General features: G+C 73.0%; 10 protein-coding genes. 2 read left to right on the top strand and 8 right to left on the bottom strand.

Annotated elements, in window-relative coordinates:
• Positions 1-18: 18 nt before the first annotated feature.
• From QQY24_RS07395 to QQY24_RS07360, 8 genes are read right to left on the bottom strand one after another with little or no spacing between them, the layout of a single operon-like run.
• On the bottom strand, positions 19-1,026 hold the full coding sequence (locus tag QQY24_RS07395; RefSeq protein ID WP_301971878.1) for a beta-ketoacyl-ACP synthase III: 1,008 nt from the start codon (positions 1,024-1,026) through the stop codon (positions 19-21).
• Positions 1,023-2,003 carry a VlmB-like protein gene (locus QQY24_RS07390; protein WP_301971877.1) on the bottom strand — a complete coding sequence of 327 codons (981 nt, stop codon included), beginning with the start codon at positions 2,001-2,003 and terminating at the stop codon, positions 1,023-1,025. The genes QQY24_RS07395 and QQY24_RS07390 overlap by 4 nt, the downstream gene beginning before the upstream one ends.
• Positions 2,000-2,545, bottom strand: coding sequence for a flavin reductase family protein (locus QQY24_RS07385; RefSeq protein WP_301971876.1), 546 nt, complete (start codon positions 2,543-2,545; stop codon positions 2,000-2,002). The genes QQY24_RS07390 and QQY24_RS07385 overlap by 4 nt, the downstream gene beginning before the upstream one ends.
• Positions 2,542-3,075: a hypothetical protein gene (locus tag QQY24_RS07380; RefSeq protein ID WP_301971875.1), complete on the bottom strand. Its 534-nt coding sequence runs from the start codon at positions 3,073-3,075 to the stop codon at positions 2,542-2,544. Before QQY24_RS07380 ends, QQY24_RS07385 begins: the two co-directional genes overlap by 4 nt.
• 20 nt (positions 3,076-3,095) lie before the next feature.
• Positions 3,096-3,578, bottom strand: coding sequence for a type II toxin-antitoxin system RatA family toxin (locus QQY24_RS07375; protein ID WP_301971874.1), 483 nt, complete (start codon positions 3,576-3,578; stop codon positions 3,096-3,098).
• 2 nt (positions 3,579-3,580) lie between these two features.
• A complete protein-coding gene (locus QQY24_RS07370) occupies positions 3,581-4,876 on the bottom strand; it encodes an aspartate aminotransferase family protein (RefSeq protein ID WP_301971872.1) in 1,296 nt (431 codons plus the stop codon).
• A gap of 28 nt (positions 4,877-4,904) precedes the next feature.
• Positions 4,905-6,047, bottom strand: a complete 1,143-nt coding sequence (locus QQY24_RS07365) for an acyl-CoA dehydrogenase family protein (RefSeq protein WP_301971871.1) — start codon at positions 6,045-6,047, stop codon at positions 4,905-4,907.
• A gap of 32 nt (positions 6,048-6,079) precedes the next feature.
• Positions 6,080-7,711: an aldehyde dehydrogenase gene (locus QQY24_RS07360; RefSeq protein ID WP_301971870.1), complete on the bottom strand. Its 1,632-nt coding sequence runs from the start codon at positions 7,709-7,711 to the stop codon at positions 6,080-6,082.
• Between the two features lie 160 nt (positions 7,712-7,871).
• On the opposite strand from QQY24_RS07360, the gene QQY24_RS07355 reads away from it, so the two are divergent.
• Positions 7,872-8,171 carry an acyl carrier protein gene (locus QQY24_RS07355; protein ID WP_301971869.1) on the top strand — a complete coding sequence of 100 codons (300 nt, stop codon included), beginning with the start codon at positions 7,872-7,874 and terminating at the stop codon, positions 8,169-8,171.
• 11 nt (positions 8,172-8,182) lie between these two features.
• A complete protein-coding gene (locus tag QQY24_RS07350; RefSeq protein WP_301971868.1) occupies positions 8,183-13,879 on the top strand; it encodes a type I polyketide synthase in 5,697 nt (1,898 codons plus the stop codon).
• Positions 13,880-13,904 lie beyond the last annotated feature (25 nt).

Here is a 13,904-nt window from a genome sequence, read left to right as displayed (position 1 = left end):
CGGATGACTGACGGCCGGTCAGGTGGTCTGCAGCTCCGGCCAGGTGACGGTGGCCGCGCCCCACGACAGGCCTCCGCCGAACGCGGTGAGCAGCACCCGGTGGCCCGCGGCGAGCGACCCCTCGGCGGTCGCCTCGGCCAGCAGCAGCGGGATCGAGGCCGCGCCGGTGTTGCCGACCCGCGCGATGTTGCTCAGCCGGCGCTCGGCGGGGATGCCGAGCCGGTCCGAGACGGCCTCCAGGATGCGGGCGTTGGCCTGGTGCGCCACGAACCGGTCGACGTCCGCCAGCCGCCAGCCGGTGCGCCCGGCCGCCTCGGTGGACGCGGCGGTCATGCGTTCCACCGCGTGCCGGTAGGTGTCCCGGCCGAGCATCCGGAAGAAGTAGTCCTCGGGATCGCCCGGCCGGCCCGAGGAACGCTGCCGGGAGCCGCCCGCCGGCACCTCGATCAGATGGCTCAGCTCGCCGTCGCTGCCGAGCACCAGCGGGCCGATCGCCCCCGGCTCCCCGGCCGAGCCGGCGCGCAGCACCACCGCGCCCGCGCCGTCCGCGAAGATGACCGCGGTGGTGCGGTCCTCCGGGTTGATGATCGTGGTGAAGGCGTCCGCCGCGATCAGCAGCACCCGGTCCGCGATCCCGGCCGCGATCAGCCCCGCGGCCGAGGCCAGTCCGTACAGGAAGCCGGAGCAGACGGCCGCCACGTCGAAGGCGGGCACCTGTCCGAGCCCCAGCCGGGCGGCCACCTGCGGAGCGGTCGCCGGGCACGGCTGGTCCGGGGTGGTGGTGGCCAGCACCACCGCCTCCACCCGCTCGTCGCCCGCCGACTTCAGCGCCCGCAGGCCCGCCTCCACCGCGAGGTTGCCCGTGGAGGTGCCGGGCGTCACCACGCACCGCTCGGCGATCCCGGTGCGCGACCGGATCCACGCGTCGGAGGTGTCCAGCCGGGCGGCCAGGTCGTCGTTGGTCACCACGTTGGGCGGGACGTACGACCCGATGCCGGTGATCACCGCGGCCCGCCCGGTACTCATGCGCCGGCCTCCGAGGAGAGGACCTCGACGGGCAGGCCCATGTACTTCATGCGGACCTCGGCCATCTCGTCGGTCCACTGCTCGGCCATGTCGTAGCGCTGCTCGGCGGTGGTGTCGAGCAGCCGCACGCCCGGCCAGATCTCGTAGTCCCCGATCTTGTCGGCGTGCTGGAACATGCCCTCCTGGAACAGTTCCTCGCGGTGGATGACGAACTCCCGGTCCGGGATCTCGTCCCACAGCTTCACGCCGGCGCGCAGGATCTCCAGCAGCCGCGGCCGGTACTCCGGGTGCGCGATCACGTGGTCGCGCAGGATGGTGCTGGCCACGGTCAGGTGGCGGATCTCGTCGATGGCGGTGCCGCGCGAGATCTCCCCGGTCGCCGGGGACAGCGGGGTCCACTTGCGCTCGCTCAGCTCGGCGGCCGGGGCGAGCACCCCTTCGATGATGATGGCGAACACGGCCACCCCGCCGGGGAAGTCGGCCTGGTCGCGGACGATGTCCAGGGTGAAGTCCACCACCGGGTCGAGGACCCGCTTGCGGTAGTCCCGGGCCATCTCGTCGATGTCCTTCAGCAGGGTCCCGGCCGGCACGCCCAGCTCCACCAGGTGCTGGCGGAAGACCCGGGCGTGCCGGGCCTCGTCCAGCAGCTGGGTGGCGTAGAACTCCATCTCCGGGATGCCGGGCGCGATCGACACGTAGTGGCCGAGCAGCCGGGTGGCCAGCTCCTCCGCCAGCGCCCGGAAGCCGAACTCCAGCACCAGTGCCTCGCGCAGCGGGCCGGGTGCCTTCAGGAAGTCCGGGGTGATCGCGTTCTCGTGGTGGCCGGTCGCCCCGCGGTCGCGCAGCGTGCCCTGGGCCACCGAGGTGATCCAGTAGGCGAGGTCGCACTCCTCGGGGCCGAGGGTGAGTTCCTTCGCGCCGTCGAGCAGACCGGGTGCCTTCTCCCAGTCGGCCTCGGGGGCAATGGGTGCGGTCATGATGCGGCGGTCTCCTTCGCCGGGCGCAGGGAGCCGGCGTACAGCGCGCCGGCGTAACTGAACAGCGGCAGTCCCTCGTCCGCGGTGGCGCGGACGACGTAGCCGAGCAGCAGCTCGCTGTCGCCGGCCGCGTGCGCGGAGTGGAAGCGGCACACGTAGTGGGCGAGCGCGCCCGCGACCAGCGGGGCGTGCGCGTACGGGTCCGCCGTCCAGGCCAGGCCCGCGAAGGCCGCCTCGCCGTCGGGCCGGCCGCTGTCGGCGAACCGCCGGGCCACGTCGGCCTGGTCGCCGGCGAGCACGTTGATCGCGAACCGGCCCTCGGCGGCGGCCAGCCGCGCGAAGGACGAGCCCGCCCGCAGCGCGACCCCGACGAGCAGGGGCTCGCGCGAGACGAGGGTGACCGTGCTCGCGGTGGTGCCGTGCATCCGCTCCTCGGGGCCGGTGGTCAGCACCGACACCGGGGACGCCAGGTGGTACAGGGCCCGCCGGCGCTCCGCCGGGTCCTGCCGGACGGGACGCCGTACGTCGGTGGCCGTCGTCATCGCACGGCCTCCGTCTCCCGGACGACCGGCCGCGCCGGGACGTGCCCGACGGGCACCGGGTCCATGGCGTGCCCGACCGGCTTGGGGTGGGGCAGGCCCAGGTCGTCCAGCAGCCGCAGGTAGCCCTCCTGGCGCACCGGTTCGAAGGGCAGTGCGAAGGACTTCATGAAGTTGCCGAACAGGCCGCGGTCGCCGAACAGGTGGAACGGCAGCACGAGCAGCGCCCACTCGGGCTTGACCAGCCAGCACCACAGCGCGGCCACCGCGCCCTGCGTGATGAGGCTGTGCATGACGTTGTACAGGACGTAGTACGCCTTGTGGATCGGCCGGCCACCGCTCCTGCGGAACGCGACGGCACCCGGGATGTAGCCGATCAGGTCGATGTAGAGGAACAGTCCGAGCGCCGGCAGCCAGCGGATGTCGCCGAAGTGGTAGACGATCAGGCCGGTGGTGACGGCGAGACCCACCAGGTACTCGGCGCGGTGCAGCGAGTACGTGCGCGGTGTCTCGAAGGGGTTCGCCTGGTCCATGGTCAGCTCCTCGTGCGGTCCTAGGCGCCGACCGCGGCGGGCTCGGTGAGTTCGACGCCGCCCTGGATGCGGACCGCCGGGTACAGTCCGGTCAGCGCCCAGGCGACGGTCTCCTTGATGACCCGCTCGGCGATCGGGTCGAGGATGCCCTCCAGGCTCGGGATGCCGAAGTCGAAGTCGGCGTCGAAGCGGACGGTCACGTCCGCGCCGTCCTGCCGGACCGTCCAGGTCCCGGAGAACGAGTCGAAGTCGCCGTCGGACTGCTCGAAGCGGATCTCGCCGCTCTCCGGCAGCACCACGTCGTCCTCGGTCCAGCGCAGCAGGCCGCTGCGGAAGTGCAGCTCCCAGCTGGAGGAGGCCTTCGGGTCGGGGTAGGAGGCGTGCACGGTGGTCGCGTTGACGTGGGGCGCCAGGTCCGGGTACTTCTCCCAGCGACGTACGGCGTGCAGGACCTCTTCGGCCTGCTCCGCGGGTATCAGGGCATCGAGTTCGACGTGTCGCACGATCAGTTACCGCCTTCCGGCATCTTGGCCGCGCCCCGGATGAGGTCGCGGGTGGCCAGGTCGAAGGAGTTGACGAGGAAGTCCACGTCGGTGTCGTCCAGCACGGCGGGCGGGGTGAACCGCACCACCGAGCTGCCGTTCATGGAGTGGTTGGCGACCACGCCGTGGTTGAACAGCTCGATCAGCAGCTCGCCGGCCAGGCCGGCCTCCACGAGCTCCACACCGATGAGCAGACCCTTGCCGCGCACGTCCACGACCAGTTCGGGGATGTTGCGGTGGGCGACCTCCGCGATCCGCGGCAGCAGCCGGGCACCGAGGTCCATGGCCCGGGTGACCAGGCGCTCCTCCTTGACGGCCCGGATCGCGCCCTGCACCGCGGCCATCAGCACCGGCTGCCCGGAGAAGGTGGCGGTGTGGACGTAGGGGTCCTTGTCGAAGGGGCGGAACGCCTTGCGGGTGGCGACGGCCGCCGACACCGGCATCACCCCGCCGCCGAGCGCCTTGCCGGTGAGCAGGACGTCCGGGACGACGCCCTCGATGTCGGCGCCCCACCACTCGCCGAGCCGGCCGAAGCCGGACTGCACCTCGTCGAGGATGAGGAAGCCCTCGTACTCGCGGACCAGTTCCTCGACCCGCTTGAGGTAGCCCTTCGGCGGGATGATGACCCCGCCCTCGCCCTGCACCGGCTCCAGGATCACGCACACCTGGCCCGGGTGGGCGGCGAGCTCGGCCTCCAGGGCGTCGGCGTCCCCGAAGGGCAGGTGCAGGAAGTCGGGCACGAGCGGGCGGAACGGTGCCTGGTAGACGTCCTTCGCGGTCGCCGACAGCGCGCCGAGGGTCTTGCCGTGGTAGCCGCCGCGCATCGAGACGGTCCGCTTGAAACCGCCCGCGCGGGCCAGCTTCAGGCCGGTCTCGACCGCCTCCGCGCCGGACAGCGCGAAGTGCACGCGGTCCAGGCCGGGCGGCAGCACGGAGACCAGGGCCTCGGCGGCGCGGGCCACCGTCGGCTCCAGCAGGATGCGGGTCGCGGTGGGGTGGGTGCGCAGCTGGCGCTCCACCTCCTCCATGACGATCGGGTGCCGGGCGCCCATGATGAACACGCCGTAGCCGCCGGCGTTCAGGAAGCGCTCACCGTCGCTGGTGGTGAGCCAGGCGCCCTCGGACGCCGTCTCCATGTGGCTGCCGAACAGCTCGGCGAGCGTGGCCCGGCCCTTGCTGAGGTGGGCCCGGTACAGGCCGAGGATCTCCGCCTCGTTGTCGGCGGCCGTCGCCGCCGGGGAATCCTGAATGACGGTCACTGTCGCTCCAAGGAGTGGGGGTGGGGGATCAGGCCAGGACCAGTGGGCCCCCGTCGAAGTACCGCAGCAGCGGCTCCGCGGCGGCGATGCGGGAGGGCGGGTGGAAGGCCAGGGCGCGGGTCGCGGCGGCCGCCTGGGCGCTGGCGGTGTTGTTGATGAAGTCCAGACCGCCGAGCAGTTCCAGGGCGCGGGCCACGATGTCCGGCAGCGCGTTCTGCACGGCGTACCGGGCCACCAGCACCCGGGCCACCGACTCCTCGTCGCCGGGCTCCTGGCCGGTGCCGCGGGCCACGCCCTCCAGCAGCGCCAGCGCGGCCTCCATGTCGACGGCGAGCGCGGCCCGCTCCTCGGCGCTGCCCCGCTTGCGCTCCAGCACCTGCTCCACCAGGGCGGCGGCGGAGCCGGCGTACCCGGCCGAGATGAGCATCTCGAACCAGACGAACCCGGCCGACTGCAGGTCGTCGAGGCGGGTCGGGTCGTCGGCGCCGGCCCGGACGACCATCTCGGCCGGGACGAACACGTCCTCCAGACGCACCTCGTCGCTCTCCGCGCCCGCCAGCAGGTCGTTGCCCCAGAAGTCGTGCACCGACATGCCGGGCGCGTCGGCCGGGACCAGCGCGAGCGCCAGCTCCGGCTCGCCGCCGTCCTCGCCGTGGATCGCGATGGACGCCGTGAGCAGGCTCATCGAACGGGACAGGCTGCACGGCTTCTTCGACCCGGACAGCAGGAACCCGCCCTCCACCGGACGCGCGGTCACGGCCGGCTTGAGGATGTTCTGCGCGGTACGGCCCTCGGCCCAGCCGGAGGCCATCACCTGCTGCTCGGGCACGATCCGGTACAGCAGTTCGGTCTGCGCGGTGGTGAGCCGGCCGGACTTGACCGCCAGCGAGTACAGCATGGCGGCGGTGAAGTGGTGCATGGACACGGCCGCGGCCAGCGACGGGGACACCGCGCCGAGGGCGAGCTGCACGCGCAGCGCCTCCAGCGGGGCGGCGCCGTGACCGCCGTAGGACTCGGGGATGAGCAGGCCCACCCCGCCGTGGATGCGGAACAGGTCGATCACCGGGCTGCCGGGCCGCTCCCGCTCGGCGTACGGAATCTGCTCCAGCTCCTTGAGCAGTCCGGGGTGGAACCGCTCGCAGGCGGTCCGGGCGGCATCGAGGGAACGCACGGGAAACCTCCGCAGGTCTGGGTGGGGGGCGGTCAGGCGCCGAAGACCGCGTCGTACGGACTCACGTCGCGGGCGATGCTGACTCCCTGGACATGGGAGGTCTTGAGCATCGGGTAGTTGGCCTCGCCGAAGGCGCCGCCGGTGCGGCCGGTGCCGCCGTGGCTCGGCAGGTAGGGCAGGAAGCCGATGTGGGAGTCGTTGACCTTCAGCAGGCCGCCGTTGACCACCCGGCGCACGAAGGTTTCGATGATGTGGTCCGAGCGCGACCACAGGGAGTTGCGCAGCCCGTAGTCGTTGCTGTTGACGAACTGCAGGAAGGACTCCAGCAGCGCGTCGTCGTGGTCGCGTTCGGGGACCACGACCGGGATCAGCGGGAAGAACGTCTCCTCGCGGACCACGTCGTAGGTCCGTGCCCGGTCCAGGCCCTCCACCCGCACCACCGTCGGCTGCAGGAACACGCCCGTCTCGGAGACGGTGCCGTCGACCTCGGTGCGGTGGCCGCCGGTGACCAGCTCGGCGCCGTTGTCCAGCGCCTGCCGCAGCAGCCGGAAGAACCGCTCGCTGCGCCTGACCGGCGACAGCAGCACGTCCTCCTCCTCGGGCAGGCCCGGCCTGATGCCCTTGACCTGTTCCTTGATCTCGTCGATCAGGTCCTCGGCGATGTCCGGGTGGACCAGCACGTAGTTGGGGACCATGCAGATCTGCCCGGAGCCGTAGAAGGCCTCCGTGATCGCCTCGGCCGCCCACTTCACGTCGGCGTCCTTCCAGACCACGATGCCGTCGTTGCCGGCCAGCTCCAGGATCGGCTTCTTGCCGTGCGCCACGCACTGCTGCTCGAAGCGCAGGCCCTCCTGGCTGCCGCCGATGTAGAAGATGTCGTTGATCAGGGGGTCGGCGACCCAGCGGTCCATGGTCTGCTTCGGGTTGGAGCACACCGCGTTGAGCACACCGGCCGGCGCGTCGATCTCCTCCAGCAGCGGGGCGACGATGTCCCGCAGCAGCCACATGGTGGACAGCGCGATGCTGCGGGGCGCCCGCACCACCACGGCGTTGCCGGCCATCAGCGCCAGCACGCACAGCGCGGCGCTCGGCAGCGGGGCGTTCTGCGGCGGGTTGAAGGCGACCACGCCGTCCGGCTGGCGGTGCAGGATCAGCCTGCGGCCGTTGTACTCCTTCTCGACCCGCATCTGCTTCATGTACCAGCGCAGGGAACCGGGCGCGTAGATCTGCAGCAGACAGCTCAGCTCCCAGCGGGCCAGCTTCACCGGGTGCGACTCGGCGACGAGCATCCGCAGGAACTCGTCCTCGTGCTTGATGAGTTCCTCCCGGAACCGGGTACCCAGCCGCATCCGCCGCTCCAGCGGTACGGCCGCCCAGTCGGGCGCGGCCGCGGCGGCCGCCTGCGTGGCCAGGTCGATGGCGGAGTCGTCCGCGATCGCGCAGCGCCCGACGACGTAGGGGTGCCGGGCCGCTTCGGACTCGGGATCCTGTTCCAGGGAGCGCTTCAGGCTGACGCTCGTGAAAACGTCCTCCAGCAGGGATCGTCCGCTGACGGTGTAGACCCATCCGTCTCCGGCGACGTCCTTGCCCGCGATGTAGAGGTCATAGCTCTTCAATCCGGAAGGTGCCTCAGCACTCTCCTCCTGCGCGGCTTCGCGAAGCATCTTCAGCCTTTCGGATATGGCGTGTGGATTTCTTGAAGCAATGCGAGCCTGACAGCGGAATCTGACCCCGCGCTGACACCTCACTGACCGCACCGATCCGGCCAACGGGCCGGCCCCGCCCGTCAGCGGTGCGTCAGTCGGCGCTGCTTGCATGAGGCGCATGCCACCCGTCGACAGCACGATCCAGCAGCTGCGCGATCTGCCGCGCAGTGAACTCGCCGAAGAAATCGAGTCACTCGTCATCGAGAAATTCAGGACCGTCCTCCTCATGGAGGAGTCCGAGGACCTCCCGCTCGACATCAGTTATTTCGATCTCGGCCTCACCTCGCTGCGGCTGACCGAGATACGGCAGAGCCTGGAGCAGATCCTGGACCTGTCGATCAACGTCAACGTGCTCTTCAACGAGCCGACGATCGCCCATCTCGTGGACCACCTGACCCAGGCCATCCAGGAAAGCTGAGGAGTCGCTCCATGCCGCGTACGGAATCAGAGCAGGCGCCCGAGCCGGTAGCGATCGTCGGAATCGGTCTGCGGTTCCCCGGCGGCAGCGGCTCGCCCGACGAGTTCGACGCCTTCCTCAGGGAGGGCCGCAGCGGAATCGGCCCGATCCCCCGGGACCGCTGGGACGTCGAGGCGTTCACCCCCCAGGGCCCCGACGACAAGGGCAAGATCCGCGCCTCGGGCGGCGGTTTCCTCGACCGCATCGACCTGTTCGACGCCGGCTTCTTCAACATCTCCCCGAAGGAAGCCCGCTACATGGACCCCCAGCAGCGGCTGCTGCTGGAGACGGCCTGGCAGGCCCTGGAGCACGCCGGCATCGACCCGGCGCCGCTGCGCCGCGGCAACGGCGGCGTGTACATCGGCGCCAGCTCCATCGACTACGCGCTCGAACTGGACTCGCTGCCGTACGAGGAGCTGGACGGCCACCTGGCCTCCGGCATCACCATGTTCCCGCTGTCCGGCCGGCTGTCGTACTTCCTCGGCTGGCGCGGTCCGAGCATGAGCGTGGACACCGCCTGCTCCTCCTCACTGGTCGCGCTGCACCTCGCCGTGCAGGCACTGCGCGCCGGCGAGACCGACATCGCGCTGTGCGGCGGCGTCAACGCCCTGCACCACCCGCGCATCCCGGTGATGTTCTCCAACGCGCAGATGCTGTCCCCGGACGGCCAGTGCAAGACCTTCGACGAGGCCGCCGACGGCTACGCCCGCGCCGAGGGCTGCGGGATCGTCGTCCTCAAGCTGCTGTCCGCCGCCCAGCGCGACGGCGACCGGGTGCTCGCCGTGGTCCGCGGCACCGCCGTCGGCCAGGACGGCGACAGCGCCGGCCTGACCGTGCCCAACGGCCCCGCGCAGGAGAAGGTCATCCGCAGCGCGCTGGCCGCCGCCCGCCTCGCGCCCGAGGACATCCAGTACGTCGAGGCGCACGGCACCGGCACCCCGCTCGGCGACCCCATCGAGTTCGGCGCCATCGGCGACGTGTTCGTCGACTCCCACACCAAGGACCGTCCGGTGCTGGTCGGTTCGGTGAAGACCAACCTGGGGCACATGGAGCCCGCCTCCGGCATCGTCGGCGTCATCAAGACCGTGCTGCAGCTGCGCTCGGGCACCATCTACCCGCACGTCAACCTGAACACGCCGTCCGGGCGCATCCCCTGGGACCTCTACCCGGTGCGGGTGCCCACCGCGTGCGAGCCGTGGCGGGCCGAGGTCCGCCGCGCGGTCGTCAACAGCTTCGGATTCGCCGGCACCATCGGCGCCGTGGTCCTGGAGCAGGCGCCCGAACCGGCCGAGCGGCCCGCCGAGGGGGGTGCCGCCCCGCTGTTCACCCTGTCCGCGAAGAACGCCGCCGCCCTGCGCGAGCTGGCCGCGCACTACCGCAGGCTGCTGGACGAGCGGCCGGACGTGCCGCTGTCGGCGCTGTGCCACAGCGCCAACACCACCCGCGCCCACCACCCCTACCGCGTCGCAGCCCCCGTCGCCGACCGCGCCGCGCTGGCCAAGCTCCTCGACCGCGCCGCCGGGGCCGAGCACGAGGGCCCCTCCGGCATCCGCAAGACCGCGTTCATGTTCACCGGCCAGGGCTCCCAGTACGCCGGCATGGGCGCCGCACTCTACGCGGCCCTCCCCGTCTTCCGCGACCACGTCGACACCTGCGACCGGCTGTTCGCCGAGCACCTCGGCCGCTCCGTGCGCGAGCTGCTCCTCGGCACCGCCGCCGACCCGGCGGCCGTCGACCGCACCGAGTACACCCAGCCCGCCCTGTTCACCCTGGAGTACGCCCTCGCCCAGCAGTGGATGGCCTGGGGCGTGCGTCCGAACGTGCTCCTCGGGCACAGCATCGGCGAGGTCGTCGCCGCCGCCGTGGCCGGTCTGTTCGACCTGCCCGACGCCGTCCGGCTCGTCGCGGCCCGCGCCCGGTTGATGCAGGCGGTGCGCGCCGAGGGCGGCATGGCCGCCGTCGCCGCGCCCGCCGAGGAGGTCGCCCCCCTGCTGGAGGGCCGCGACGACCTCGCCCTGGCCGGGATCAACGCCCCCGACCAGACGGTGATCTCCGGTGCCACCGCCGCCCTGGAGGAGGTCACCGCCCTCCTCGCCGGGCGCGGGATCCGCGTCGAGCGCCTCAAGGTCTCGCACGCCTTCCACTCCCCGCTGATGGCCGAGGTCTACGACGACTTCCGCGCCGCCCTCGACGGCATCGCCTTCCACGAGCCGAAGATCAGCCTGATCTCCAACGTCACCGGACGCCTGGCCCGGTTCCGCGAGATCGGCAACCCCGAGTACTGGGTGCGGCACATCGGCGAGCCCGTCCGCTTCCTCGACGGCATCCGGGCCGTCGCCAAGCGGGGCCGGCACGCCCTGATCGAGGTCGGCCCGCAGGCCGGGCTCACCGCGCTCGCCCGGCGGAGCGTCACCGTCGAGGACCACCTGTGGCTGGCCAGCCTGCGCCGCCGCGACACCACCACCGCCACCACCCTGACCGCGCTCGCCGACTACTACGCGGCCGGCCTCGGCGTCTCCTGGGCGGACTACCACGCCGGCCACCCCGCGCCCGGCCGCGTGGACCTGCCGACGTACGCCTTCCAGCGCAAGCGGTACTGGCTGCCCTCCGTCACCCCGCGCCGCTCCGCCGCGAGCGGCACCGCGCGGCACCTGCTGCTCGGCACCGAGGAGCGCTTCGCCAGCGGAGTGCGGGAGTTCACCGCGGAGTTCACCACCGAGGAACTCGGCGCGCTCGCCGACCGCGCCGACGGCGGCCGTACCGTCCTGCCCGCCGGCGCCTACGTCGACCTGCTGCTGGCCGTCCAGGACGCCGTCCAGGGCCACGCCCGCTCCGCCGTCCGCGACCTCAGGCTGCTCGCCCCGCTGGAGCTGCCCGCCGAGACCCCGACCACGCTGACCACCCGCTGGCGGCCCCGCCCCGGCGGCGGCGCCGGGATCGAGGTGTTCACGGTCGCCGGCGGCGAGGAGAACCTGCACGCCACCGCCGTCGTCGCCGCCGGACCCGAACCCCTCGTGCCGGTCTCCGAGCTGGCCGAGCTGGACGCCTCGCTGGCCCCCGCCGGCCAGCGGATCGACGACGAGGACATCTACACCGACCTCGCCTCCGTCGGCCGCCCGCAGGGCCCCCGCATGCGGCTGCTGCTGCGCGCCGCCCGGCACGACGACGGCCTGGTCACCGGCGAGCTGACCGGCCGCGACGCCACCGCCGTCGAGCACGTCCCGGCGGAGCTGCTGGAGGCCGCCGTCCAGGCGCTGGTCGTCCTCGACCCCGAGGGCCCGGTGTTCGAGCCCCGCGAGATCGCCTCCGTACGGCACTTCCGCAAGCCGCGCGGCGAGGACCTGCGCGTCCTCGCCCGCGTCCGCGGCGAGCTGGACGGGCGGCTGGCCGACGTGCTGCTGCTGGAGAACGGCGACCCGGTCGCCGAACTGCTCGGCGTCCGCATGGCCCGGCCCGAGGACCGCACCGGCCGCCGCCGGTTCCTGCACCGCCCCGACTGGGTGCGCCGCGCCCTGCCGGCGAGGGAGGACGCGCCGGCCCGGCACGTCGTCCTGCTGGACCCGTCCGCCGTGCGCGCCGCCGAGCTCGCCGCCGAGCCCGGTCTGAAGGTCACCTGGCTGCCGGACCCCACCGACCTCAAGGCCGCCCTGGAGGACCCCACCGTCACCGACGTCTGCCGGATCTGGCGGCAGCTCCCGGCGCCGATGTCGGCCGGCCGGCTGCGCGCCGAGTGCGAGGACAACTACCGCGAACTGCTCACGCTGATCGGCGCGCTGGACGCGTCCGGCATGTCCCGGCCGCCCCGGCTGTGGCTGGTCACCGAGGGGGCCCAGTGGCTGCCCGGCGACCCGGCCGGCGACGGCGGCCACCTCGGCGCCGCCACTCTGTGGGGCTTCGGCCGGGTGCTGCTGACCGAGTACCCGCAGTACCGGGCCACCCTGGTCGACCTCGCCCCGGGCAGCGGCCTCGCCCCGCTCGCCGAGGAGTGGCGCACCGAGCCGGCCGGCGAGTACCAGGTCGCCCACCGCCCGGGCCGCCGCTACGTGCGCCGGCTGCTCGCCGGTGACTCCACCCTCACCTGGAGCGGCGGGTTCGAACTGCGCGCCCCCGACTCCGGCGACCTGTCCGACCTGGTCCTGGCCCCGGCCACCGACCGGGCACCGGGTCCCGACGAGGTCCAGGTCCGGGTGCGCGCCGTCGGCCTGACCGTCGAGGACGCCCGCGCCGCCCTGGACACCGGCCGCGCCGAGCGCGCCCAGGAGGAGGGCACCGGGGAGGAACCCCCGCCGCTGCTCGGCCGGTCGGCCCGCGGCACGGTGCTCACCGCCGCCGGGGGCACCGGCTTCGCCCCCGGTGACGAGGTCCTCGTCCGGCACACCGGCACCTTCCGCTCCACGCTCACCGTCCCCGCGGTCGCCGCCGTCCACGTCACCGGCTCCGACGACACCGCGCCCCGCTTCCGGCTGGACGAGACGGGCGAGGCCCTGCGCACCGCCCTCGCGGACCCCGCCGGACGTGCCTGGGTGACGCTGCCGGCGGACCCGGCCGAGGAGCACGCCGACCCCGTGCAGGAGGGCCCCGCGAGCCTGCGCGCCGACCGCACCTACCTGGTCACCGGCGGTCTCGGCGGCCTGGGCCTGGTCACCGCCCGCAAGCTGGTCGCGCTGGGCGCCCGCCACCTGACCCTGGTCAGCCGCAGCGGCCGGGCCACCGAGGAGGCCTCGCCGGTCCTCGCCGACCTCGCCGCCGACGCCGAACTCGACGTCGTGCGCGCCGACGTCGGCCGCCCGGAGGACGTCCAGCGCCTGGTGCGGCGGATCGGGGCCGGCCCCTACCCGCTCGGCGGGATCGTGCACGCGGCCGGCTCCTACGACAAGAAGCTGGTCTCCGAGCTGACCTGGGAGTCCATCGACGCCCAGCTGGCGGCGAAGGCCTACGGCGGCTGGCTGCTGCACGAGGCGGCCGAGGAGTCCTTCCCCGAGCTGGAGTTCTTCGTCACCTACTCCTCCATCGCCTCCGTCCTCGGCGGCGCCACCCAGGGCCACTACGCCGCCGCCAGCGCCGCGCTCGACGCGCTCGCCGAGTGGCGCAGCCGGCGCGGGGTGCCGGGACTGTCGGTGAACTGGGGCGCCTGGGCCCGGGTCGGCATGTCGGCCCGGCTGGAGGAGCACCTCAGCCAGGAGATCGAACGCAGCGGCGTCCGCTTCTTCTCCCCGACCCGGGCCCTGGACACCCTGGCCCGGCTGTGGGGACGGCCGCGCACCCAGCGGATCGTCGGCGAGTTCGACTGGGACCGCTACGTCTCGGGCAGCGTCACCGGCGACCTGTTCTACGACCGGCTCGCCCGGCAGACCTCCGAGGACGACGGCACCGGCCTCGACCTCGGCGCGCTCGCCGCGCTGCCCCCGGCCGAACGCCTGGCCGCCGTCACCGGAGTGGTCCGCGAGAAGGTCGCCGCCGTCCTGCACCTGGAGGAGGGCGACGAGCTGGAGGTGTCCACCGAGTTCGTCTCGCTGGGCCTGGACTCGCTGATGGCCCAGCAGGTCAAGGCCGGGCTGGAGCAGACCTTCCGACTGCCCCTGCCGGCCTCCCTCACCCACGACCACCCCACGGTCCGCGCGCTGGCCCAGTTCGTCGACGGGCAGCTCGGCCCGGTGCCGGCGGCGTGACGTCACGCAAGGGACGGGAAACCAC

Source organism: Streptomyces sp. TG1A-8, from assembly GCF_030499535.1.
Lineage (GTDB): Bacteria > Actinomycetota > Actinomycetes > Streptomycetales > Streptomycetaceae > Streptomyces.
The sequence above is the reverse complement of the archived record's forward strand: the minus strand, read 5'-3'. Positions and strand labels throughout refer to the sequence as shown.

Bases quoted from the DNA above. Each gene is read 5' to 3' on its own strand.
- QQY24_RS07355 (WP_301971869.1), top strand. From the start codon at position 7,872: ATGCCACCCGTCGACAGCACGATCCAGCAGCTGCGCGATCTGCCGCGC.
- QQY24_RS07385 (WP_301971876.1), bottom strand. From the start codon at position 2,545: ATGACGACGGCCACCGACGTACGGCGTCCCGTCCGGCAGGACCCGGCG.
- QQY24_RS07390 (WP_301971877.1), bottom strand. From the start codon at position 2,003: ATGACCGCACCCATTGCCCCCGAGGCCGACTGGGAGAAGGCACCCGGT.
- QQY24_RS07360 (WP_301971870.1), bottom strand. From the start codon at position 7,711: ATGCTTCGCGAAGCCGCGCAGGAGGAGAGTGCTGAGGCACCTTCCGGA.
- QQY24_RS07395 (WP_301971878.1), bottom strand. From the start codon at position 1,026: ATGAGTACCGGGCGGGCCGCGGTGATCACCGGCATCGGGTCGTACGTC.
- QQY24_RS07350 (WP_301971868.1), top strand. From the start codon at position 8,183: ATGCCGCGTACGGAATCAGAGCAGGCGCCCGAGCCGGTAGCGATCGTC.
- QQY24_RS07380 (WP_301971875.1), bottom strand. From the start codon at position 3,075: ATGGACCAGGCGAACCCCTTCGAGACACCGCGCACGTACTCGCTGCAC.